At 68.3% G+C, this 20,315-nt stretch carries 24 protein-coding genes and 1 pseudogene; 17 read left to right on the top strand and 8 right to left on the bottom strand.

Features of this window, described 5'->3' with window-relative positions; translation table 11 throughout:
* The first annotated feature begins 30 nt into the window (after positions 1-30).
* Complete coding sequence (locus EDD30_RS04760) at positions 31-1,119, top strand: flavin-containing monooxygenase (protein WP_071807260.1); 1,089 nt, start codon at positions 31-33, stop codon at positions 1,117-1,119.
* A complete protein-coding gene (locus EDD30_RS04755) occupies positions 1,116-1,961 on the top strand; it encodes a hypothetical protein (protein WP_071807245.1) in 846 nt (281 codons plus the stop codon). Before EDD30_RS04760 ends, EDD30_RS04755 begins: the two co-directional genes overlap by 4 nt.
* Before the next feature lie 49 nt (positions 1,962-2,010).
* On the opposite strand, the gene EDD30_RS04750 is transcribed toward EDD30_RS04755, so the two are convergent.
* The gene (locus EDD30_RS04750; protein WP_244945117.1) at positions 2,011-2,631 is read right to left on the bottom strand and encodes a transposase; all 621 of its coding nucleotides are present in this window, start codon (positions 2,629-2,631) and stop codon (positions 2,011-2,013) included.
* Positions 2,595-3,059, bottom strand: a complete 465-nt coding sequence (locus EDD30_RS04745) for a winged helix-turn-helix domain-containing protein (RefSeq protein ID WP_280526127.1) — start codon at positions 3,057-3,059, stop codon at positions 2,595-2,597. Before EDD30_RS04745 ends, EDD30_RS04750 begins: the two co-directional genes overlap by 37 nt.
* Before the next feature lie 299 nt (positions 3,060-3,358).
* On the opposite strand from EDD30_RS04745, the gene EDD30_RS04740 reads away from it, so the two are divergent.
* The 3 genes from EDD30_RS04740 (at position 3,359) to EDD30_RS04730 (ending at position 5,901) form a co-directional block, all read left to right on the top strand.
* A complete protein-coding gene (locus EDD30_RS04740) occupies positions 3,359-3,634 on the top strand; it encodes a hypothetical protein (RefSeq protein ID WP_143162552.1) in 276 nt (91 codons plus the stop codon).
* 167 nt (positions 3,635-3,801) lie between these two features.
* Entirely contained in the window at positions 3,802-4,680 is an 879-nt protein-coding gene (locus EDD30_RS04735) for an IS5 family transposase (RefSeq protein WP_244945116.1), read from the top strand.
* Positions 4,681-5,145: 465 nt separating this feature from the next.
* Positions 5,146-5,901, top strand: a complete 756-nt coding sequence (locus tag EDD30_RS04730; protein WP_143162911.1) for a hypothetical protein — start codon at positions 5,146-5,148, stop codon at positions 5,899-5,901.
* Between the two features lie 77 nt (positions 5,902-5,978).
* Here the strand turns inward: EDD30_RS04730 and EDD30_RS04725 are convergent, their stop codons facing one another.
* A complete protein-coding gene (locus EDD30_RS04725) occupies positions 5,979-6,686 on the bottom strand; it encodes a transposase (protein WP_084557078.1) in 708 nt (235 codons plus the stop codon).
* Positions 6,687-6,773: 87 nt separating this feature from the next.
* On the opposite strand from EDD30_RS04725, the gene EDD30_RS04720 reads away from it, so the two are divergent.
* The 5 genes from EDD30_RS04720 (at position 6,774) to EDD30_RS04705 (ending at position 10,739) form a co-directional block, all read left to right on the top strand.
* Positions 6,774-7,865: an IS630 family transposase gene (locus EDD30_RS04720; protein ID WP_123678074.1), complete on the top strand. Its 1,092-nt coding sequence runs from the start codon at positions 6,774-6,776 to the stop codon at positions 7,863-7,865.
* A 354-nt stretch (positions 7,866-8,219) separates the two neighbouring features.
* Positions 8,220-8,444, top strand: coding sequence for a hypothetical protein (locus EDD30_RS04715; protein ID WP_071806737.1), 225 nt, complete (start codon positions 8,220-8,222; stop codon positions 8,442-8,444).
* A gap of 16 nt (positions 8,445-8,460) precedes the next feature.
* The gene (locus tag EDD30_RS04710) at positions 8,461-10,308 is read left to right on the top strand and encodes a glycoside hydrolase family 15 protein (protein WP_071806736.1); all 1,848 of its coding nucleotides are present in this window, start codon (positions 8,461-8,463) and stop codon (positions 10,306-10,308) included.
* A gap of 97 nt (positions 10,309-10,405) precedes the next feature.
* Positions 10,406-10,570 carry a hypothetical protein gene (locus EDD30_RS38735; RefSeq protein WP_170047403.1) on the top strand — a complete coding sequence of 55 codons (165 nt, stop codon included), beginning with the start codon at positions 10,406-10,408 and terminating at the stop codon, positions 10,568-10,570.
* Positions 10,542-10,739: a hypothetical protein gene (locus tag EDD30_RS04705; protein WP_084556575.1), complete on the top strand. Its 198-nt coding sequence runs from the start codon at positions 10,542-10,544 to the stop codon at positions 10,737-10,739. The genes EDD30_RS38735 and EDD30_RS04705 overlap by 29 nt, the downstream gene beginning before the upstream one ends.
* A 171-nt stretch (positions 10,740-10,910) precedes the next feature.
* Here the strand turns inward: EDD30_RS04705 and EDD30_RS04700 are convergent, their stop codons facing one another.
* Together EDD30_RS04700 and EDD30_RS04695 are read right to left on the bottom strand one after the other, a co-directional pair.
* Positions 10,911-11,462, bottom strand: coding sequence for an SHOCT domain-containing protein (locus EDD30_RS04700; protein WP_143162777.1), 552 nt, complete (start codon positions 11,460-11,462; stop codon positions 10,911-10,913).
* Between the two features lie 212 nt (positions 11,463-11,674).
* Positions 11,675-11,767, bottom strand: coding sequence for an LPXTG cell wall anchor domain-containing protein (locus tag EDD30_RS04695; RefSeq protein ID WP_123678073.1), 93 nt, complete (start codon positions 11,765-11,767; stop codon positions 11,675-11,677).
* 344 nt (positions 11,768-12,111) lie between these two features.
* On the opposite strand from EDD30_RS04695, the gene EDD30_RS04690 reads away from it, so the two are divergent.
* The 4 genes and pseudogenes from EDD30_RS04690 (at position 12,112) to EDD30_RS04675 (ending at position 16,577) form a co-directional block, all read left to right on the top strand.
* Complete coding sequence (locus EDD30_RS04690) at positions 12,112-12,402, top strand: hypothetical protein (protein WP_143162776.1); 291 nt, start codon at positions 12,112-12,114, stop codon at positions 12,400-12,402.
* Between the two features lie 119 nt (positions 12,403-12,521).
* On the top strand, positions 12,522-13,514 hold the full coding sequence (locus tag EDD30_RS04685) for a hypothetical protein (RefSeq protein WP_123678072.1): 993 nt from the start codon (positions 12,522-12,524) through the stop codon (positions 13,512-13,514).
* 198 nt (positions 13,515-13,712) lie between these two features.
* Positions 13,713-14,540 (top strand): class II glutamine amidotransferase, encoded by an 828-nt coding sequence (locus EDD30_RS04680; RefSeq protein ID WP_071806733.1) that lies wholly within the window; start codon positions 13,713-13,715, stop codon positions 14,538-14,540.
* A 917-nt stretch (positions 14,541-15,457) separates the two neighbouring features.
* Positions 15,458-16,577: pseudogene (locus tag EDD30_RS04675) on the top strand (IS630 family transposase).
* Between the two features lie 67 nt (positions 16,578-16,644).
* On the opposite strand, the gene EDD30_RS40335 reads toward EDD30_RS04675, so the two are convergent.
* From EDD30_RS40335 to EDD30_RS04665, 3 genes are read right to left on the bottom strand one after another with little or no spacing between them, the layout of a single operon-like run.
* Entirely contained in the window at positions 16,645-16,857 is a 213-nt protein-coding gene (locus EDD30_RS40335; RefSeq protein WP_244945115.1) for a transposase, read from the bottom strand.
* A gap of 23 nt (positions 16,858-16,880) precedes the next feature.
* Entirely contained in the window at positions 16,881-17,264 is a 384-nt protein-coding gene (locus tag EDD30_RS40330) for a hypothetical protein (RefSeq protein WP_244945114.1), read from the bottom strand.
* Entirely contained in the window at positions 17,228-17,692 is a 465-nt protein-coding gene (locus tag EDD30_RS04665; protein WP_280526127.1) for a winged helix-turn-helix domain-containing protein, read from the bottom strand. Before EDD30_RS04665 ends, EDD30_RS40330 begins: the two co-directional genes overlap by 37 nt.
* On the opposite strand from EDD30_RS04665, the gene EDD30_RS41940 reads away from it, so the two are divergent.
* From EDD30_RS41940 to EDD30_RS04645, 3 genes are all read left to right on the top strand, one after another.
* On the top strand, positions 17,575-18,930 hold the full coding sequence (locus tag EDD30_RS41940) for an IS5 family transposase (RefSeq protein ID WP_211353772.1): 1,356 nt from the start codon (positions 17,575-17,577) through the stop codon (positions 18,928-18,930). The genes EDD30_RS04665 and EDD30_RS41940 overlap by 118 nt on opposite strands.
* A gap of 708 nt (positions 18,931-19,638) precedes the next feature.
* The gene (locus EDD30_RS04650) at positions 19,639-19,932 is read left to right on the top strand and encodes a hypothetical protein (protein ID WP_071806318.1); all 294 of its coding nucleotides are present in this window, start codon (positions 19,639-19,641) and stop codon (positions 19,930-19,932) included.
* A complete protein-coding gene (locus EDD30_RS04645; RefSeq protein ID WP_071806319.1) occupies positions 19,929-20,228 on the top strand; it encodes a hypothetical protein in 300 nt (99 codons plus the stop codon). The genes EDD30_RS04650 and EDD30_RS04645 overlap by 4 nt, the downstream gene beginning before the upstream one ends.
* The last annotated feature ends 87 nt before the right edge of the window (positions 20,229-20,315 follow it).

Genomic DNA, 20,315 nt, shown 5'->3' with positions numbered 1-20,315 from the left:
AATCCATGAAATGACGATACGATGCCGGGCATGACCCTCCTCGACGCCGTCGTCATCGGTGCCGGCCAAGCCGGCCTCGCCACCGCCCACGTGCTCCGCCGCCACGGCCTTGATCCGTTGCTGCTGGAGGCGGGTCCGTCGCCGACGGGATCGTGGTCGCGCTACTACGACAGCCTGACCCTGTTCTCCCCGGCCCGCTTCAGCGAGCTGCCCGGCCTGCGGTTCCCCGGCGACCCGGAGCGGTATCCGACCCGCGACGAGGTGGTGGCCTATCTCGCGGCCTACGCCGAGGGTCTGGACGTGCCGATCGAGGTGAACACGCGGGCCGTCGCCGTGACCCGGACGGCGCAGGGGTTCGTGACGCGGGCGGGGGACGGCCGGGAGTTCACCTCCCGGCTGGTGATCTCTGCCAGTGGCGGGTTCGGTGCCCCGTACCGGCCGGCGCTGCCGGGCCTGGACGGGTTCGCCGGTACGGTGCTGCACTCGGCCGACTACCGCGCTCCGGAGCCGTTCGCCGGAAAGAGGGTCGTGGTCATGGGAGCGGGGAACTCGGCGGTGCAGATCGCCGTCGAACTGGCCGAGGTCGCCGCAGTGACCCTCGCCTCCCGGGGACCGGTGCGGTTCATGCCGCAGCGCCCGCTCGGGCGTGACCTGCACGAGTGGCTGCACCGGAGCGGGCTGGAGCGGCTGCCGTTGGGGCGGCTACTGCGGGGCAGGACCGTGCGGGTGCTCGATGACGGCCGGTACCGGGCCGCGATCGAGGCGGGGCGCCCGGACTGGCGGCCGATGTTCGCCCGACTCACGCCGGACGCGGTGGCGTGGGCGGATGGCATGGTGGAGCCGGTCGACGTCGTGCTGCTGGCGACCGGCTTCCGGCCGCAGGTGGCGCACCTCGCCGGCTGCGCCGGCCGGGACGGGCGTAGCGCTCTCGACGGGACCGGTTACCCGGTCCATGATCGGGGTGCGTCGATCACCGTGCCGGGGCTGGGCTTTGTCGGGTTGGAGGGACAGCGGGGCATCGCGTCGGCCACGTTGCGGGGTGTGGGCCGCGACGCCGCGCACGTCGTGCAGCGCCTGACCGCTGATGTCCGACGCATGGCAGCGGTGGGAGCGGCGTGAACGTCACCGCTGTGGTCCTCGCCGGGCTGCTGGTCGCGGCGATGCTCGCCGTCGGCACCACCGTGGACCTGGCCGGGCTGCGGCGGGTGCTGAGGCAGCCGGCACCGGTCGTTGTGGCGGTGAGCGCGAACGCCGTGGTCATGCCAGGGTTGGCTCTGCTGTTGCTCGGCGCCGTCGACGTGTCCGGCCCGGCGGCGATCGGCGTGCTGTTGGCGGCAGCGGCACCCGGTGGAGGGTCCGGGGCGCTGCTGGCCCACCACGCTCGCGCCGACGCGGCTTCGGCGGTGAGTCTGCAGGCCGTGCTTGCCCTGGCGGGTCTGGTGATCCTGCCCTTCTGGTTGACCATCGCCGAGGCACACCTGCATCTCGGCCTCGCCGCGTTGCCGACCGGCGGTGCGGTCCTGCTCGTGGTGGGCAGCCTGGCCGGACAGGTAGTCCCCCTCGCCGTCGGGATGTGGCTGCGCGAGCGTCGCCCGGCCCTGGCGGCGCGGGTGCACGCCGTGGCGCGACGTACCGCGGACGTGTTGCTCGCCGGGATTGTGCTGTGGTCGTTGGTCGCCAACCTGCACCGGCTCGGCGATGTGCCGCCCGCCGCGTACGCCGTCATCGCCGTGGTGGTGGCCGCCGGGCTGGTCACCTATGCGAGTCCCGGGCTGGGTGGCGCGGCCGGTCGGGGTGCAGTGGCGATGACCACGACGGTGCGAAACCTGTTCCTGGCGCTGTTCGTCGCCGCATTCGCCCCCGACGCCGCACAGGTGATCCTGACCGTCCTCGCGTACGGCTTGGTGATGTACGTGGCGGCGGTCGCGGCGATTGCCCCGATGCGCCGGGCGGTCACCTGACGGACGGCGGTGGCGGGCTACAGAGGTTGAAAGGCTGAGGTTCGAGTCGTCACGGTGGCTCGGGGTCGAGGGTCATGCCGGTGCCGGCGAAGAAGCCAGCGAGGAGATCGGTTTGTTGCTGGCAGGCGCGTAGCCGACGTTTGACGAGGTCGGCGAGGTGGTCGACGCCGCGGGCGGCGGTGTTGGTCAGGCCGCGTTTCATCCACCGCCAGACGCCCTCGGCCGGGTTGAGGTCCGGGGCGTAGGCGGGTAACCGGATCACGGTCAGCCACCTCCGGGCCGTGATCAGTTCCCGCATCCGGACGCTGACGTGGGTGTTCAGGTTGTCCCAGATCAGCACGATCGGTGCCCGCAAGCGTTGGTGGGCCTGATCGAGGAAGGCGATGTAGTCGTCCTCGCTGAAACTGCCACGCTCACCTTTGCGGTTTCGGTGCAGCCTCGTGCGCCACATCAACCGGCCGCGGTGTCCGGGCTTGAGGCAGACCAGCCCGGCAATCGAGACCCGCCCGGAGCCCTTGCCGGAGACCTCGACCACGGGAGTGTGCCCGCGCCGGGCCCAGGTCTTGGCCACCGGCGGCCGCATCACCTGGCCCGCCTCGTCCTGGAAACAGATCCCCGCGCCCTGAGCCGCCGCTAACCTCTTACCGACGGCCACCGCCGGCGATGCCACGTAGCGATCGCCTGAGGGTCGCGTTCGATCGCCCGACGAGTGGGAACCTGCTGGCTGTAGCCGATGCGGTGCAGCAGATACGACACTCCGCGCAGCGTGTAGGTGATCTCGAAGCGACGCTCGATCAGCTCCGCGACCCTGGCGAGGGTCCAGCGGGCGTCGTCCCAGCCGTGCACGACCGGGCCGTCATCGAGCATCTCGATCAACTGTTTCTGCTGGTCGCCGGAGAGTTTGCAGTCCGAGCCGCCAGGGCCGGCCGACGCCAGAGCCGCCGTCCCGCCGGCCGTCCACCGTCGACGCCACTGGCGTACTGATTTCTCGGAAACTCGCAGCTCAGACGCAATCTGCGCGGTCGTTTGGGATTCGGCGAACATGGCCGCAGCCTGGATCCGAACCTTCTCACGCCGGACCCGGGCTGCCGCGTTCATGCCACCACCAGCCGGATACCTCATCCCTTCGGCCTACCGAACCCATCGAGATCTATCACGCCGCCACGCCGACGAACCTCAGCTATTCAACCTCTGTAGCTGGTTGGCTATGGGTGGATCGTGGAGTGGGCGTCGGACTGCGTCAGCACGCCCAGGAAGCCTTGGCACGGTATGACGGTGCCGCTCAGGAGGTTGCCGGCGCGCCGAGCGCGGCCGTTGCTGCGCCGCCACCGCCTTCGGACAGGTTTCTGTCAGGGACCCAGGTCGAATCCGCTACGACAACGGCAAGCGGTACGCGCTTGACTGTGAAGTTCGCTGGGGAAGCGCCGGGGAACGGTCCCTGCGAACGTGACTATCACGCGGAGGCCTTTGAATCGGCAAATGCTGTCGTCGTGGTCTTGGAGGGAAAACCCCGCAACATCCTGGAAAGGCTCCATCTCAGCGTCGACACAGAGACGTGCCTCGCCCTCGGGCATCCGCGCACCGTCACGGTCGTCCTTGGTCAGCCGCTAGGCGACAGGGCGGTGCTTGACGGGCGCAGCGGCGAGCCGGTCCGGGTGGTAGTTACCGGCTGAGAGACCCCGGCCGAAAGGGCTCATCAGCTCACAGCTCTTAGTGCCCGTCTGGAAACTTGGGTCTGTCGATGGGTAGGCGGTGCGGCGCGTCTGAATGACATGGGTAGGGCCTTGAGGTAGAAGCGCAGGTAACCACACCAAACACGCTCGATCCCTCAAGGCCCTGTATGACTTTCTACCTGGTCGGTGGCGCCGGCGCATCCACCGCCTCTGTCGTGTCCGCCGATCACCTGCCAAGCAACCGTGCCCGTCTTTATCCGTCGGACACCAGCGACGCGGAATGGCAGGTCATCGCCCCGCTGATCCCGGCTGGACAGCCGAGCCGTCGCGGCGGGCGCCGGCCGGTGCATTCACGCCGCGACATCGTCGACGCGATCCGCTACCTCGCCCACAACGGCTGCGTCTGGCGGGCCTTACCCGCCGATTTCCCGCCCTGGCAGACCGTCTACGACTACCACGCCCGCTGGAGCACCGACGGCACCGTCAACCGCCTGCACAACACCCTGCGCGACCAGGTCCGCACCGCAGCCGGCCGCGAACCCGAGCCGAGCGCAGCCATCATCGACTCACAGTCGGTGCGCGCGGCCGAGACCGTCGCCCGGGCCAGCCGCGGCTACGACGCCGGCAAGAGGGTCAACGGCCGTAAACGCCACATCGCCGTGGACACCATCGGGCTGCTGCTCGTCGTCGCGGTCAGCGCCGCCTCGGTGCAGGACCGCCAAGCCGGCCGAGTCCTGCTCTGGGCCGTACACACCGTCTGCCGAAAGGTGACGATGACCTGGGCCGACAGTGGCTACAGCGGCACGCTGGTCGACTTCGCCGCCGCACTCGGCGTCACCGTCACGATCGTCGCGAAATTCGCCGGACAGTTCGGCTTCCACGTTCTACCCCGGCGCTGGGTGGTGGAACGGACTCTGTCCTGGATCAGCCGATGCCGACGCACCGTACGTGACTACGAACGCCTACCCGAACATCACGCCGCGATCGTGCAATGGTCAATGATCATCATCATGAGCCGCCGCCTGGCACGCCATCACCGACCCTGAAACGGTTTCCAGACGGGCACTTAGACCCTGATAAATAAGGGGTTGAGGCGTCCGGCGCCTCCACCGGAGATCGATGATCATGCTCGCGTGCGGCGTGGCGAGATGACATGAGGAAGGGCCTTCGATACGAGCAAAGGTGACTAAACCATCAGCTCGACTCCGAAGGCCCAACCCTGTTTGTATACCTCGTCGCCGGGACTGCCACACCTTCGACCCCAGCCACCCTCGCCGATCATCTGCCGACCAGCAGGCCACGGCACTACCCGTCCTGCCCTCCGGGTGATCTACGCGGTGTTATGAAATTCGTCACGGCCGGTAGGCGTCTCCGGATCGTCAAAGGCATACCTCGCGGTCCGACATTCGATGACCATGACGGACCGAACGAGGTAAGCGTCGGAGGCCCCGGTCGCGGCAGAGTACAAACCCGGCATTCCCGCCTCACGGAACGAGGACACTTTGCGAAGCATGCCCAGCAGAGTTGCGTTGGTCGCGCTGGCCGTCGCGGCTACGACGCTCGCCGGTTGTCAGAACGGCAAGGCAAACACCGCGCAGCCGGCCGCCGTGCCCGCCGCTTCGTCGGCACCTGCCGCGTCGTCGGCGCCCGCCGCCTCCGGAGTCGCGGAGCTGAGCGCGGACAAGATCCTCAAGCAGGCGCGGGAGGCCCTCGACGAGGCGGGGTCTTACCGGGCGAAGGGCAAGATGGTCCAGGACGGTCAGAAGACGGAGATCGACCTCAAGGTCGACGGGAAGAGCTTCACCGGCTCGCTGTCCTTCGGCGGCGCCGAGGTCGAGCTCCTCGTCATCGGGGGCAAGAAGTACCTGCGGCCCAACGAGAAGTTCTGGGTCATGTCGGCCGGAGCCCAGCAGGGAAAGAGCATGGCCCAGTTGATCGGTGACCGATGGGTCGCCGGCGTCGACGACGACAAATCCCTCGAAGACCTGTTCGCCATCGGCGACGTCGACGCCGTCCTCAAGCCCACGGGCAAGTTGAGCAAGGGTGCGGAGAAGGAGATCGACGGAGTCCCGGCCATCGCGCTCAAGGACGCTGCCGACCCCGACTCGACGCTCTACATCGCGACGACCGGAGAGCCCTACCCCCTCCGGTTGACCGGCAAGGGCGGATCCGCCCTGGTGTTCAGCGACTTCGGCGAGACGTTCGACGACATCGAGAAGCCGGCCGCGGACGAGGTCGTCGACCTCGGCAAGCTGGCCGGGAAGTAGGCACCGCCGCAGGCGGAATCGGGTGGTGCGGTGGGTGCCGCACCACCCGATGGTGTCTCGCGGCGGTCAGCCGCCGATCAGGGACGGATGCGGTCCGCCCGCACCGCCAGCAGGAGCGTGGGCAGCCGCGGTCCGGTCTCCTTGCCGATCAGTAGCCGGTACACCAGCACGAAGAACGAGCGCTGCGTCATCTTCAGCTCCGGCGTTGGCTTGGTGTCCGGCGACAGGCCGGCCATGACCTTGGGTACGCCATACACGAGCGTCGTCAGCCCCTCCAGCGACCAGTGCTCGTCGAGCCCGGCCGCCAGCAGCCGCACGCACCGCCTACATACCTGGGCTTTGCAGAACTGGCCTTGCCCGGTCAGTTTCGTGCGGCCGACGAACGTGCCCGACAGCTTCTCCCGCGGCGCCAGACCGGCGTGTTTGACCAATGCCCGAGCGGTCGCGAACCGGTTCGGGTTGGCGGTCTCGGCCAGGCTCGCCGCGGCGCCGGTCGTCGACAGGCCGGGGATCGAGGTGACCAGCTCGGTCAGCTGCAGCTGGTCCAAGACCGCCGTCATCCGGGTCTCGGTATCGGCCAGCCGGCGGTGGGTCTCGAGCCAGTCGTGCAGGATCAGTGCGACTCGTTCCAGGGCACCGAGGCGGTGCGCGGTCACGCCGGCCGGGTCGCTGAGTGCGGCGAACAACAGCCGGACGATGCGCATGCAGGGCCTCGTCCGGCCGCGGCGGATGATCTCCTTGCGCACGTCGAGCACCGAGATGCCGCAGCCGGCCCCACGTCTCATCGACCGTCTCGGGTACGTAGCAGCGCAGCTGCGCCGCTAGTGTGCTGCGCCGGAAATTCGCCTGATAAGTCGGTGTAGGGTGGGTTGATGGCACGTACCGGGCGCCCGACTGCACCGCTGGTGTTGACCGATGAGGAACGCGCGACGTTGACCCGGTGGTCGCGTCGGGCGAAGTCTTCGCAGGCCCTCGCTGTGCGATCGAGGATCATCCTGGCGTGCGCCGAAGGTGCCGCGAACACTGATGTAGCAACGGCTCTGGGCGTACACCTGTCCACTGCGGGTAAGTGGCGGCGGCGGTTCCTGGCCGAACGTCTCGACGGTTTGATCGATGAACAACGTCCGGGCCGGCCGCCGTCGATCGCCCTGGACAAGGTCGAAGAAGTCGTCGTCGCCACCCTGGAACAGACACCGCGTAACGCCACTCACTGGTCACGCGCGTCGATGGCGGAGAAGTCCGGGCTGTCGAAGTCGACGATCGGCCGGATCTGGCGCGACTTCGGCCTCAAGCCGCACCGGGCTGAGACGTTCAAACTGTCCACCGACCCGCAGTTCATCGAGAAAGTCGTCGACGTCGTCGGCCTCTACCATCATCCGCCCGAACGAGCCGTGGTGCTGTGCGTGGACGAGAAGTCCCAGATCCAGGCCCTCAACCGCTCCCAGCCGGTCCTGCCGATGATGCCCGGCATGCCCGAACGCCGCACCCACGACTACCACCGCAACGGCATCACCAGCCTGTTCGCCGCGTTCGACACCGCCGACGGCACCGTCATCAGCGAACTGCACCGCCAGCACCGCGCGACCGAGTTCAAACAGTTCCTGATCACCATCGACAAGACCGTCCCGGCCGACCTGGACGTGCACCTGATCTGCGACAACTACGGCACCCACAAAACCCCCGCCATCCGGGCCTGGCTGACGAAACATCCCCGCTTCCACATGCACTTCACCCCGACCGGCTCGTCCTGGATCAACCAGGTCGAACGCTGGTTCGGCTTCCTCGCCGACCAGAAGATCCGCCGCGGCACCCACAACAGCGTCCAGGCCCTGGAAGCCGACATCCGGTCCTGGATCGCCGACTGGAACAGCAATCCGCGACCGTTCATCTGGACCAAGACCGCCGAAGAGATCCTCGAATCACTCGCCCGATTTTGTAGGCGAATTTCCGGCGCAGCACACTAGCGTAGGGCGGCGCTGTGTCGCTCAGGTTGACCAGGCCGCCGAACTCGGCCAATCAGACGCTGATGCCGTAGGCGTGCAGGTGGGCGATGATGTTGCGGCCTGACCGCGCTGAAGCCGCGTTCGAACTCGTCGATCACGACCGCGTTGCATCGGCGGTGCGGGTCGGCAGTTGCGCGGAGCATGGCGGCGGCCTGGGGTCGACGGCCGAGGGCAGGCGGCGGGAGTAGCCGACGTCGAAGTACTTGAACCACCCGTGGGCCGGTGCGCCGCTGACGGCCAGTTCACTCGGCGCGGATGAAGGCCGGTCCCGGCGTGCGGCGGATGCTGGCATCAGCGGGGTTTAGGGAGGCCGCAATGACCAGGACAAGCAGAAGGCACCTGCTGGGCAGGAAGGCACAGCGCCGCACCGGCCCCGTCGGCAAGGCCCTCGTCGTCGGGGCCGTCGCGGCCGCCGGCGTGATCACTGTCGCGGCGCGGAAACGCTCGTCGCACCGCGTCCGCGGCGTCACCACGGAGACCGCGACAGAGCCGGTCTCGGTGACCACCGGCACCTCGGCGGAGCGCGAGAGCATGGCATAACCGGAAGGGCCGACCCATGTCCGAGTATCCGCTCATCGCTGACCACGGCCTGATCGGCGACCTGCAGACCGCGGCGCTGGTTGCCACCGACGGCACCGTCGACTGGTTCTGCGCTCCGCGGTTCGACTCGCCGAGCATCTTCGGCGCCCTGCTCGACCACGGCCACGGTGGCCACTGCCGGATCCGGCCCACCGCCGAGGCCTTCACCAGGAAGCAGCTGTACATCCCCGGCACCGCCGTGCTCGTCACCCGGTTCCTGACGGAGGCGGGCGTCGGCGAGGTGGTCGACTTCATGCCCGTGGCGAGCAGGGCCGCCTCCGAGAGCCATCGTCTCGTCCGCACCGTACGTTGCGTGCGCGGGCGGATCACCTTCGACGTCGAGATCGCCCCACGCTTCGACTACGGGCGTGAGCGGCATCAGACGCGCCAGTGGGCGCAGGGAGTCCAGTTCCGGGGCGACCGTACGGCGCTGACCGTCGACCTCATCCGTGATCCGGACGACGGGCGAGAGACCGAGATCTGGGTCGACTCCGACGGTGACGTGCACGCCGAGGTGGAGCTGGTGGCGGGCGAGACTCGTGGCCTGGTCCTGGACACCGGCGTCCGGGCGGCGCCGCGGCAGGTGCCGACGGTGGAGGCGCGGCGACTGTTCGACGAGACCGTCGGGTACTGGAAGCGTTGGCTCGCGCAATCCACCTACGCCGGGAGATGGCGGGAGACGCTGCACCGTTCGGCGATCACGCTGAAACTCATGACGTACGCGCCGAGCGGTGGGCTGGTGGCGGCGCCCACGGCAGCGCTGCCGGAACAGGTCGGTGGCGAACGGAACTGGGACTACCGCTACACCTGGGTCAGGGACGCCTCGTTCTCGGTGTACTCGCTGCTCGGCATGGGGTTCCGGGAGGAGGCCGCGGCGCTGGGGCGGTGGTTGCGGGAGCGGGTGGAGGAGCGGGTCGACAAGGACGGCGGCGGGCCGCTGAACATCATGTACCGCATCGACGGGTCGAGCGATCTCACGGAAGAGACCCTCGACCACTGGGAGGGGTACCGGGGCTCGGGCCCGGTCCGCATCGGCAACGGCGCCGCGGGGCAGCTCCAGCTCGACATCTACGGCGAGGCACTGGACAGCATCTACGTCGCCGACCGGCACGGGCAGCCCGCCGGTCACCAGGGCTGGCGACGGATCTGCGACGTGCTGGACTGGCTCACGGACAACTGGGACCAGCCGGAGGAGGGCATCTGGGAGACCCGAGGCGGCCGCCAGGACTTCACGTACGGGCGGCTGATGTGCTGGGTGGCGTTCGACCGCGGCATCCGGCTCGCGACCGCGCACGGGCGTCCCGCCGCCGTCGGTCGCTGGCGGGCGGAACGGGACGCCGTCTACGACCAGATCATGACCCGAGGCTGGAGCCAGGAACGCCGGGCCTTCCGGCAGCACTACGACACCGACGTCCTCGACTCCGCGCTGCTACGGATGCCGCGCGTCGGCTTCGTCACCCCCACCGACCCGATGTGGCTGTCCACGCTGGCCGCGATGGACGCCGAGTTGGTCACCGACAGCCTGGTGTACCGCTACGACCCGGCCGCCTCGCCCGACGGGCTGCGGGGATCGGAGGGGACCTTCTCGCTGTGCACGTTCGCCTACGTCGACGCCCTGTCGCTGGCCGGGCAGGTCGACCGGGCACAAATGGTCTTCGAGAAGATGCTCACCTACGCCAACCATCTGGGCCTGTACTCGGAGGAGATCGCGCTGACCGGCGAGCAGGTCGGCAACTTCCCGCAGGCGTTCACTCACCTGGCGCTCATCGACGCGGCGATCAGCCTGAACCGCCGACTCGACCGCAGGGCACCGGACACCACCTGAGACCGAGACCCGCACCACGAACGGCACCGCCGCCCTCGACACGCTGATACCGGCGGCGCACAAATCCGTTGCGCTGTTCGACGAAGCGGAGGAAGCGATGTCGGCTCAGACCGAGGCGGACGCCCTGCTGCGGACTCTTGCCCAGAACGGCGGCCCCTTGCTCGAGACACTCGCGGAGATGAACACCGGCGCGCTCACCAAGGCCGACATCGACGAACAGACCGCGCTCCCCCGTGCGGCTCCGTGCTCTGGTCGCGCTTGACGCGCCGACCGAGTCGTACCTGATCCATCTGGGGCTGGCCGACGAGGCGGGGATCGAGCCGGAAACCGTACGCGCGGTTCTGGTCACGCTTGCTCCGCTGGTCGGCAGTCCACGGATCGTGGCCGCCATCGGCAAGTTGCAAGACCTACTGGGCCAGGCGAACAGGTGAAGCCTTGTCCGTGAGTGGCTTCACCTCCCCGACGAGATCGCCGCCGGGTCCGTGGTGTGCCCATCCCCGAGGGTGGAGCCGTGTCGACCATCGTGCCCCGTCGACCATCGTGCCCCCGCGGCGGGCCGCGGTGGACCGCGGCCCCGCTAGAGCTTCTCTCGACCGCCGGTGTCACGTAGTCCGGGCGGCTTGCGGACCACCCCGCTGGGTGGAGTTCGCAGCCGGGGTGTGGCCGAGCACGTGGGCCTTGGCCTGCTCGTAGTCCGCCGCCGAGATCACTCCGCGGTCACGCAGGTCGGCCAACTTGGTCAACTCGTCAGCGATGCTCACCGCGCCGCCGCGAGACTCCGCGTCCTGAACGTACGGATACGGTCCCTGCTGGTGGCGCTGGGCCGCATGTACCTGCGCCCGTTCGTTCATGGACCGACCCCGGACAATCACGTAGGTCAAGGCACCCAGCCACGGCACAAAGATGAGAAACGCCGTCCAGCCACCCTTGGCCCAGCCTGACATCTCGTGGTCACGGAAGATGTCGGCCAGAATCGTGATCAGCAACCAGATCCAGGCGAACAGCATCATGAACCAGAACATCGACACCATCACGTCCCACAACGACATGGTCAGCTCCTCATCGGGGCCGACCATCGGTGCCGGAGTTGGCTCGAGGCTGTAGCCCCTGACCGCAGCTTGCTGCGGTCGAACGAGAATGACTTCATTCGCCACGGATGAAGGTCGAAGCCCTCAGCTAGCTCGTGGTTTCCTTCGGCGTGTGAGGCACGCCGACTCCACCTGCTCGGAGAGTTCGCTGTAGCCGGTGTCGAAGCGGTACCGGTTGTGCTGCTCTGCTTCGGCGCCGCCGTCCTGGCGCTCAGCTGGACCCGCGCGCCGTCGCAGCGGTCGGCGCCGCGTCCCGGCGACTGGGTAGCCCTCGGCGCTCAGCGCCGGTTCTTCTTGCGGCGCAGGGTGATGATTCCCGCGACGATGAGCAGGATGGGCAGGATCAGTCCCCACATCAACCAGCCTTGCATCACGGATGTCCTCCCGATCGCGTCCGCACAAATACTGAGCGTCGCGGTCCGGGCCGGTGCCCGACTCATCCCGACGGGATGGGCGCGGTTTCAGATCCACGAAAGTATCCCGTCCACACGTCGAGTAGCAGGTCCGGGACGTGGTCTAGCCAGACGGTTGCCGGTCACCCGCCGCATCCTCGGGAGCCAGGCTGGTCCTTCGGCAGGTATCCACTCGCTCGGGGTGAGACCTACCGACCCGCCGGGCTGTTCACTGGAGCGATGAGACGGATCTGCCCGTTCCGCGGCTGCCCGGAAGGGATCGGCCAGCCGGTGCGCGGTCGCCCGGAGCAGAGGTGATTGTGGTGCTGTGCACCCTTCTGCTGGTGGTTCTGATAGCGGTGGCTGTCGTTGCGGCATGGCCGAAGATCCGCCGGGCCGTCCATGACGCCGCGAGTGAACCGGCCGGGCCGGCCATTGCCTCCGCGCCGGCCCGGAGCCCGCAGACCCTCGAGGGCGTGCTGACTCTTCAGCTCGTGGCCGGCGAGATCACCGGGACGCAATACCGGCACGCCATGTCGACCCTCGCGGCCCGCGACGCCGAACGTCATCCGCTTGACGCGCCCCCGGACGTCACCCCGCCGGAAGCCGCCTGACGGCGTAGTGATCACCGCCCACGGCGACGCGGCGGAACGAGACGAATCGTCAGTCTCGAATGATTCGCGAGCTCGCGCGCCCGGGTTAGCGTCGCGTCACCGACCAGCGAGGAGCCGGCATGGCATCCAGGCGAACCCATCGGCGGCCCGGCGCGGTGACCGTCCTGTCAGCGTTCGTGATCGGTGTGGTGCTCGGTCTGACCGCATGCAGCGCAGGTGACGGAGATCCGTCCACCCTGCCGTCTCCCCGCGCATCGCAGCGGTCCGCCGACCGCCCCGCATCGGAGGAACCGGAGGCCGAGCCCACCGCGGCGCGGCCCAGCCGGACCGAAAGCACCCAGCCGGCACGGTCCCGGCAACCAGAGCCGACCACGGAGCCCGCCGAGCCCACCGCCGCGGAGCCGGAGCCGGCCCGGACAACCAGCACCCGGGCCGCCGCACCGGCCCAGACCACCACCACCCGGCCCATCGCACCGGCCCAGACGACGACCCGGCCTGCGACGTCGGCGCCCGTCGCGGCACCCGCACCGGTGCAGACCACCGCGGCCACCGCATCAGCGCAGGGCAGTGCGGCACCCACCGTGTCCGCCACCGCCGCGGCGGCTGCCGCTTCGACCGGCCTCGGACCGCTCGGCTGGTTCTCGCTGCTCGTCCTCTTCCCAGCGCTGATCGTCGGCGGGTTGCTGGTCTACCGAGCACAGCGCAAGTCGGCCTGGGACGCGGAGGCTCGCGCCCTGGCGCAGGAGACCCGCGCCCTCACCGGCACGCGGTTGCCGCCCGTGCTGACCACCACCACCGCCGCCCAGCGGGACCTGGCATGGCTACCGGTACGCGCCGGCCTGACCGAGCTCGCGGGCCGGTGGAACGCCCTGATCGAACGGGCCGCCACTGAACCACGACGGAACTGGTCGCTGGGGCTCAGCGGCCTGCTGCAAGACCTCGTCGCCGCGGTGGACGCCGAGAACGAGGCACTCACCTTCGGACGGGACTGGATGCTCCTGCGTCCCCAGGTCAACCACGTGGAGCAGGCACTCGCCGCGGTCCTCGCGGGCCGACCGCAGTCCGAGCCGCCGGCAGCCGGCGAACCAGGGCCGCCCACACTGCAGACCTGACGACCCGTCGCGGCGCGCAGGGCTCCGCACAGCCCGGGGCGCTCGGCAATCCCCTGACGTCACCGTTGGCGGCCGGCCCGCCGCCCAGCGGCGCCGGCTCACCCCCCACGGGTGGCGCTCGAAACGTCACGGCGTGGTCTGTTGGTGTCGGCTGTCGAGTCACACCAACAGGGAGGCATGGTTGCGATGTGCAGGTGGATGGCCTATTCCGGCGCCCCGATTCTCGCCGACGACCTGCTGTTCCGGCCGAAACACTCGATCATCGACCAGAGCCTGCACTCCGACCTCGGGACCGTGACCACCAACGGTGACGGCTTCGGTATCGGCTGGTACGGCCACGGGGGCACAACGACGCCGGCCGTGTACAAAAGCACCCACCCCGCCTGGAACGACGAGAACCTACGCGAGATCGCGCGCCAGATCCGTACACCACTGCTGTTCGCACACGTCCGCGCCTCGAGCGGAACGCCGATCCAACGCAGCAACTGCCACCCGTTCCGCTATGGGCGATGGCTGTGGATGCACAACGGATCACTCGCACAGTTCCAGGAGGTCAAACGCGATCTGCAGGTAGCGGTAGGCCCGACCCTGTACGGCCAGATCGACGGATCAACCGACACCGAAACGCTGTTCTTCCTGGCGCTCACATTCGGCCTGACCGACGACCCGCCGACCGCGGTCGCCCGTGCGGTCGGTCTCGTCGAAGACGTCGGACGCCGACACGGCATCGAGTACCCGGTGCACGGAACGATGGCCACCACCGACGGCGACTCGATCTGGGTCTTCCGCTACTCCAGCGAGAAGAACACGAGCTCCCTCTTCTACTCCAACGACGTGTCCCAGGTGCGCGAGCTGTACCCGGAGCTGGACACCCTCGAACGGCTCGGACCCGATACCCGCTTCATCGTCTCCGAGCCGCTCCGCGACCTTCCCGGCGCCTGGACCGAGGTGCCAGAGGGATCGTGTGCGCACATCCGGCGCGGTACCCACGACATCCAGCCCTTCCAGCCGGCGGCCCCCGCTTGACGATCGTTGAGCTCGCAGGACGGATCGCCGGTGTTCTCCGACAATGAGAGGTCGCGCCAGGTAGTTCCCTCTGTTCCGTGCGGGCGGAAGGAAGTCGGCCGTTGGCCGGGCGTGCGAGGCGGCGGCCGACGCCGCCGGAACGACTCCGGCTATGGAACGATCTCTTGGGGCAGTGGTTCATTGGTAGAACGGGGCAGTTCGTCGAGGGCCTTGGAAGCGATATCGGCCCGGCTGAAGCCTCATCTGCCGGACCGGCCGCCACCACCCGGCAGCCGGCGGGGCCGACCACCGCGAGGCGATCGAAGCGATCGCGGGAAGTACCGCACCGGGGCCACCATCGCGGGACCATCCGACGCGGACGAAGCACGTGTCGGCAGGAGCGCCGATGCTGAACCCGTCGGCCCGGTCCGCTGAGGGGGTGGAGGCCGCGAGTGGTCGGAAGCACCTGTGACCGTGCACCGCGACAACCATCCAGAGCATTGGCGCCGTGGTTACAGCCTTGAGCTATCACTCCGGTCGAGCATCACGGGACCGGGCCGGCACCCGCGACTGTCGCACAGGGCAGCGGGGGTTCGCACCCAGTCGGACCATTCACCTCGACGATGTCCTCGGCCACCTTGTCCGGCCGGTCCGCCGGACCTCAGCGCTACTCCTGGTTCGGCAGCACGCGTGACTCAGACCCTGGTAAATAAGGGTTTGGGGCTACTGACCTCTCAGGTGGATATCGATGCTCGTGCTCGCGTGCGGCGTGGCGAGATGACATGAAGAAGGGCCTTCGGTACTCGCAACGGTGACTAGTGCGCTGTCCATGAACGTTCACCGGGTTGGTGACACGCCGTGTGGCGTCCGGGCGGTATGGGGCTGGGGGGATCACTCTCGACGGCGGTGATGTTCGCCGTTGAGAGTGGGTGAGCGGGTTGGCCGAGCCGGTTCGGGCACGGCGGTTGACGCAGGATGAGGGCCGCAGACTGCAGCAACTGGTGCGGCGCGGTAAGCACGACTCGGTTCGGGTGCGACGGGCGCTGATCATCATGGCCGTCGGCTTCGGGGACGCCGGTGGTGTCGATCGCTCGTCTCGTGGCGGCGCACGAGGACACCGTCCGCGACGTGATCCATCTGTTCAATGAGATGGGTCTTCGCGCGTTGGACCCTCAGTGGGCGGGAGGCCGTCCCCGCCGGATCAATGACGACGATGAGGCGTTCATCGTCGCGACGGCCACCACGCGCCCGAGCAAACTCGGACGCCCGTTCACCCGCTGGAGCCTGCGGAAACTCGCCGACTATCTTGCCCGAGACGCTGATCGGCGGGTGGTCTGCGGCCGGGAACGGCTGCGGCAGTTGCTGCGCGCCAACGACGTCAGCTGGCAGCGCACGAGGACGTGGAAGGAATCCACGGATCCGGACTTCGACACGAAACTCGATCGCATTGAGCGGGTCACCACACAGTTCCCGCAGCGGTGTTTCGCGTTCGACCAGTTCGGGCCGTTGTCGATCCGCCCGCACCATGGCACCACCTGGCAGAAGCGCAAGCGTCCGGACCGGCTACCGGCGACCTACACGCGCACGCACGGGATCCGCTACTTCCACGGCTGTTACAGCTTCGCTGACGATCAGCTCTGGGGTGTGGTTCGCCGCCGCAAGGGCGCAGACCACACCCTGTCCGCGCTCAAATCGATCCGGGCCGCGCGGCCGGACGGGGCACCGATCTACGTCATCATGGACAACTTGTCGGCGAACAAGACCCCGACCATCCGAGATTGGGCTGTCCGGAACAAGGTCGAGCTCTGCCTGACCCCCACCAGCATGTCCTGGGCGAACCCGATCGAGGCGCAGTTCGGGCCGCTCCGAACGTTCACGATGGCCGGTTCGAACCACCCGAACCACACCGTCCAGACCCGCGAGCTGCAGAGGTATCTGCGCTGGCGCAACGCCAACGCCCGCCACCCCGACGTCCTTGCCGCTCAACGCCGTGAACGAGCCCGCGTCCGCAGCGAACGCCAACAGCGTTGGGGCCGACCCCGCACCAAAGCCGCCTGACCGCTCAGACCCGGTGAACGTTCATGGACAGCGCGCTACAGAGGTTGAAAGGCTGAGGTTCGAGTCGTCACGGTGGCTCGGGGTCGAGGGTCATGCCGGTGCCGGCGAAGAAGCCAGCGAGGAGATCGGTTTGTTGCTGGCAGGCGCGTAGCCGACGTTTGACGAGGTCGGCGAGGTGGTCGACGCCGCGGGCGGCGGTGTTGGTCAGGCCGCGTTTCATCCACCGCCAGACGCCCTCGGCCGGGTTGAGGTCCGGGGCGTAGGCGGGTAACCGGATCACGGTCAGCCACCTCCGGGCCGTGATCAGTTCCCGCATCCGGACGCTGACGTGGTGTTCAGGTTGTCCCAGATCAGCACGATCGGTGCCCGCAAGCGTTGGTGGGCCTGATCGAGGAAGGCGATGTAGTCGTCCTCGCTGAAACTGCCACGCTCACCTTTGCGGTTTCGGTGCAGCCTCGTGCGCCACATCAACCGGCCGCGGTGTCCGGGCTTGAGGTAGACCAGCCCGGCAATCGAGACCCGCCCGGAGCCCTTGCCGGAGACCTCGACCACGGGAGTGTGCCCGCGCCGGGCCCAGGTCTTGGCCACCGGCGGCCGCATCACCTGGCCCGCCTCGTCCTGGAAACAGATCCCCGCGCCCTGAGCCGCCGCTAACCTCTTACCGACGGCCACCGCCGGCGATGCCACGTAGCGATCGCCTGAGGGTCGCGTTCGATCGCCCGACGAGTGGGAACCTGCTGGCTGTAGCCGATGCGGTGCAGCAGATACGACACTCCGCGCAGCGTGTAGGTGATCTCGAAGCGACGCTCGATCAGCTCCGCGACCCTGGCGAGGGTCCAGCGGGCGTCGTCCCAGCCGTGCACGACCGGGCCGTCATCGAGCATCTCGATCAACTGTTTCTGCTGGTCGCCGGAGAGTTTGCAGTCCGAGCCGCCAGGGCCGGCCGACGCCAGAGCCGCCGTCCCGCCGGCCGTCCACCGTCGACGCCACTGGCGTACTGATTTCTCGGAAACTCGCAGCTCAGACGCAATCTGCGCGGTCGTTTGGGATTCGGCGAACATGGCCGCAGCCTGGATCCGAACCTTCTCACGCCGGACCCGGGCTGCCGCGTTCATGCCACCACCAGCCGGATACCTCATCCCTTCGGCCTACCGAACCCATCGAGATCTATCACGCCGCCACGCCGACGAACCTCAGCTATTCAACCTCTGTAGCCAGCAGCTCGATCGAAGGCCCAACCCTGTCTGTATACCTCGTCACCGGGACCGCCGCACCTTCGACCCCGGCCACCCTCGCCGATCACCTCCCGACCAGCAGGCCACGGCACTACCCGTCGGACACCAGCGACGCCGAATGGCAGGTCCTCGCCCCGCACATCCCCGCCGGCACCGGCCGCGGCCGTCCGATCATCTACCCGCGCCGCGACATCGTCCACGCGATCCGCTACCTCGACCGCACCGGCTGCCAGTGGGACGCCCTACCCGCCGACTTCCCCCACCCGAAACTCGTCTACCACTACCTCCAACGCTGGACCGCCGACGGCACCCTGACCCGGATGCACAACCACCTGCGCGAACAGGTCCGCCAGCAGGTCGAAAGCCGTAACGCGCAACCCACCGCCGCGCTGGTCGACTCCCAGTCCCTGCGCGGCGCCGAGACCGTCGCCCGAGCCAGCCGCGGCTCCGACGCGGGCAAGAAGATCAACGGCCGGAAACGTCACATCGCCGTCGACAGCTGCGGACTGCTACTCGCCATCCCGGTCACCGGCGCCGGCGTGCAGGACCGCGACGGCGCCCGGCCCTGCTCTGGGCGCTGCACGCCTGCTTCCCGACCATCCGCCCCGTCTGGGCCGACTCCGGCTACGCCGGCAAAGCTCGTCGGCTGGGCCACCGATCAGCTGCGCCTGACGGTGCAGATCGTCGCCAAACTCGCCAGGCAGACCACCTTCATCGTCCTGCACCGCCGATGGGCGGTCGAGCGGACCTTCTCCTGGATCAACCGCTGCCGACGCACCGTCCGCGACTACGAACGCCTACCGCAGCACCACGCAGCGATGGTCCAATGGGCAATGATCATCATCATGACCCGACGCCTCGCCCGCCACCGACACACCAGAACCCCTTATTACCAGGGTCTCAGAACTGGCGCAGGAGACCGGCACCCAGATCAACGCCGCCCAAAAAGGACTACGCGGGCGCCGATACGGGCGCGGCGGCACGGCTGGACGCCGGCTACCCCGGCGCCAAGGACGCCGCCGCGGTGCGCGGCACCCTGTCTCAAGGCCGTCCGGACCTGTGGCCGCAGGCTGCCCGCTCGGCGTTCGCCGACGTCGCCGAGCCGACATCGCACCTGAACAACCCGGAATATGTGACCGAGATCGAAATGTGGTCGATCAACCCGATCGCCGACCTGATCAGCCCGTCAGCGTGGCTGCGACAGGTCAGCATCTGGCTGTTCAGCTACGACCCGTTCGAAGGCTGGGCCAAGCAGTTCAGCGGCGACTGGAACGCGTACGTGCACTGCGCGGTCGCCTGGGGCCACATCGGCGGCGCCTGCCACGACATCGGCCGCATCCTGGTGACCGGCGCGCAGGACGTGTCGACCGTCTGGCGCGGCAACGCCGCCGAGGCCGAGCAGGAATTCCAGCTGAAGCTCGGCGGCGCGGCGATGGGCCTCAAGGGCGCGTGCGCCGAGTACAACGACCTCTACACCAAGGCCGCCGAGTCCACCAAGAATCTGTTCGAGGTCGTCAGCGGGCTGATGAGTCAACTGCTGGATATTCTGATCATCATCAACGCGGCCGGTGCCGTCGGCACAGCCACCATCGAGACTGTCATCGGGCCGGTGGTCGGTTACAGCGTCGCCGGATACTACATCTACCAGGCCTACAAGCTGTACGAGGAGATCTCGCGATTCTTCGGCACCGCGGACAACGTCATCAAGGCGATCGCCGGCACCGTGGAGTCGGTCGAAGCCAAGCTCGCCGTCGACGTCCTGCCACAGACCCAGCCTTATCGGCACCCCGCCGGATACTGATCAGACGAAGGAGTATCCCGCGACGATGAACGGTGACATCGCCGAACAGCCACTCGCCCGTGCGCTGCTGCGCCACCTCGCCGTCACCCGAGGCGAGAACGATCCTCTCGGCTCCTTCGCCCGTACGGTGATCAACGGCGAGGCCACCCTGCGCGCCGCGGCTGACTTCCCCTGGCACAGCGAGGCCCTCGCCACAGCAGCCGCCAAGGCGCAGGAAGAACAGCAGCAGATGACGCCCGAAGAACGTGCCAGCTACGAACGCGCGGCCGAAGACCTGCGCGCCGCGCCCGAGCTTCAACCCGGGCAGGACCAGCAGTGAAGACCTCACACCGCCTGAGACTGGCCGCTCCTCTGACCGGACTCACCGGCCTGAGCTTCGGCGCCGCCCTCCTCGGAGCAATCGGCCTGTGGTCGCAGTACACCAACGCCGAACGCGCCATCACCGCCTTCCTGTGCCTCATCACCGGACTCAGCCTCGGCATCAGCATCTCCATCGCCGTCGACCGGCGCATCACGGACACACCGTGGCTCAGAATCGCGACGATCGCCGTTTTTCTCCTGCTCTCCTACGGCGTTGCCGTCGTCCGCCGCAACCTCGTCCTCGAAGGGGTCTGACCCACTGTCGGTGTGGACTTCACTCCAGGAGCGGGCCGTTTCGAGGGTTTCGGCTGGCGCTAAGGTCCCCACCCTCAACGGCGAGCG

The organism is Couchioplanes caeruleus (assembly GCF_003751945.1).
GTDB classification, from domain to species: domain Bacteria; phylum Actinomycetota; class Actinomycetes; order Mycobacteriales; family Micromonosporaceae; genus Actinoplanes; species Actinoplanes caeruleus.
The sequence above is the reverse complement of the archived record's forward strand: the minus strand, read 5'-3'. Positions and strand labels throughout refer to the sequence as shown.

Bases quoted from the DNA above. Each gene is read 5' to 3' on its own strand.
- EDD30_RS04680 (WP_071806733.1), top strand. From the start codon at position 13,713: ATGGCCTATTCCGGCGCCCCGATTCTCGCCGACGACCTGCTGTTCCGG.
- EDD30_RS04710 (WP_071806736.1), top strand. From the start codon at position 8,461: ATGTCCGAGTATCCGCTCATCGCTGACCACGGCCTGATCGGCGACCTG.
- EDD30_RS04725 (WP_084557078.1), bottom strand. From the start codon at position 6,686: ATGAGACGTGGGGCCGGCTGCGGCATCTCGGTGCTCGACGTGCGCAAG.
- EDD30_RS04665 (WP_280526127.1), bottom strand. From the start codon at position 17,692: ATGAACGCGGCAGCCCGGGTCCGGCGTGAGAAGGTTCGGATCCAGGCT.
- EDD30_RS04685 (WP_123678072.1), top strand. From the start codon at position 12,522: ATGGCATCCAGGCGAACCCATCGGCGGCCCGGCGCGGTGACCGTCCTG.
- EDD30_RS04720 (WP_123678074.1), top strand. From the start codon at position 6,774: ATGGCACGTACCGGGCGCCCGACTGCACCGCTGGTGTTGACCGATGAG.
- EDD30_RS04650 (WP_071806318.1), top strand. From the start codon at position 19,639: ATGAACGGTGACATCGCCGAACAGCCACTCGCCCGTGCGCTGCTGCGC.
- EDD30_RS04695 (WP_123678073.1), bottom strand. From the start codon at position 11,767: ATGCAAGGCTGGTTGATGTGGGGACTGATCCTGCCCATCCTGCTCATC.
- EDD30_RS04745 (WP_280526127.1), bottom strand. From the start codon at position 3,059: ATGAACGCGGCAGCCCGGGTCCGGCGTGAGAAGGTTCGGATCCAGGCT.
- EDD30_RS04735 (WP_244945116.1), top strand. From the start codon at position 3,802: ATGACTTTCTACCTGGTCGGTGGCGCCGGCGCATCCACCGCCTCTGTC.
- EDD30_RS04760 (WP_071807260.1), top strand. From the start codon at position 31: ATGACCCTCCTCGACGCCGTCGTCATCGGTGCCGGCCAAGCCGGCCTC.
- EDD30_RS04730 (WP_143162911.1), top strand. From the start codon at position 5,146: ATGCCCAGCAGAGTTGCGTTGGTCGCGCTGGCCGTCGCGGCTACGACG.
- EDD30_RS38735 (WP_170047403.1), top strand. From the start codon at position 10,406: ATGTCGGCTCAGACCGAGGCGGACGCCCTGCTGCGGACTCTTGCCCAG.
- EDD30_RS04715 (WP_071806737.1), top strand. From the start codon at position 8,220: ATGACCAGGACAAGCAGAAGGCACCTGCTGGGCAGGAAGGCACAGCGC.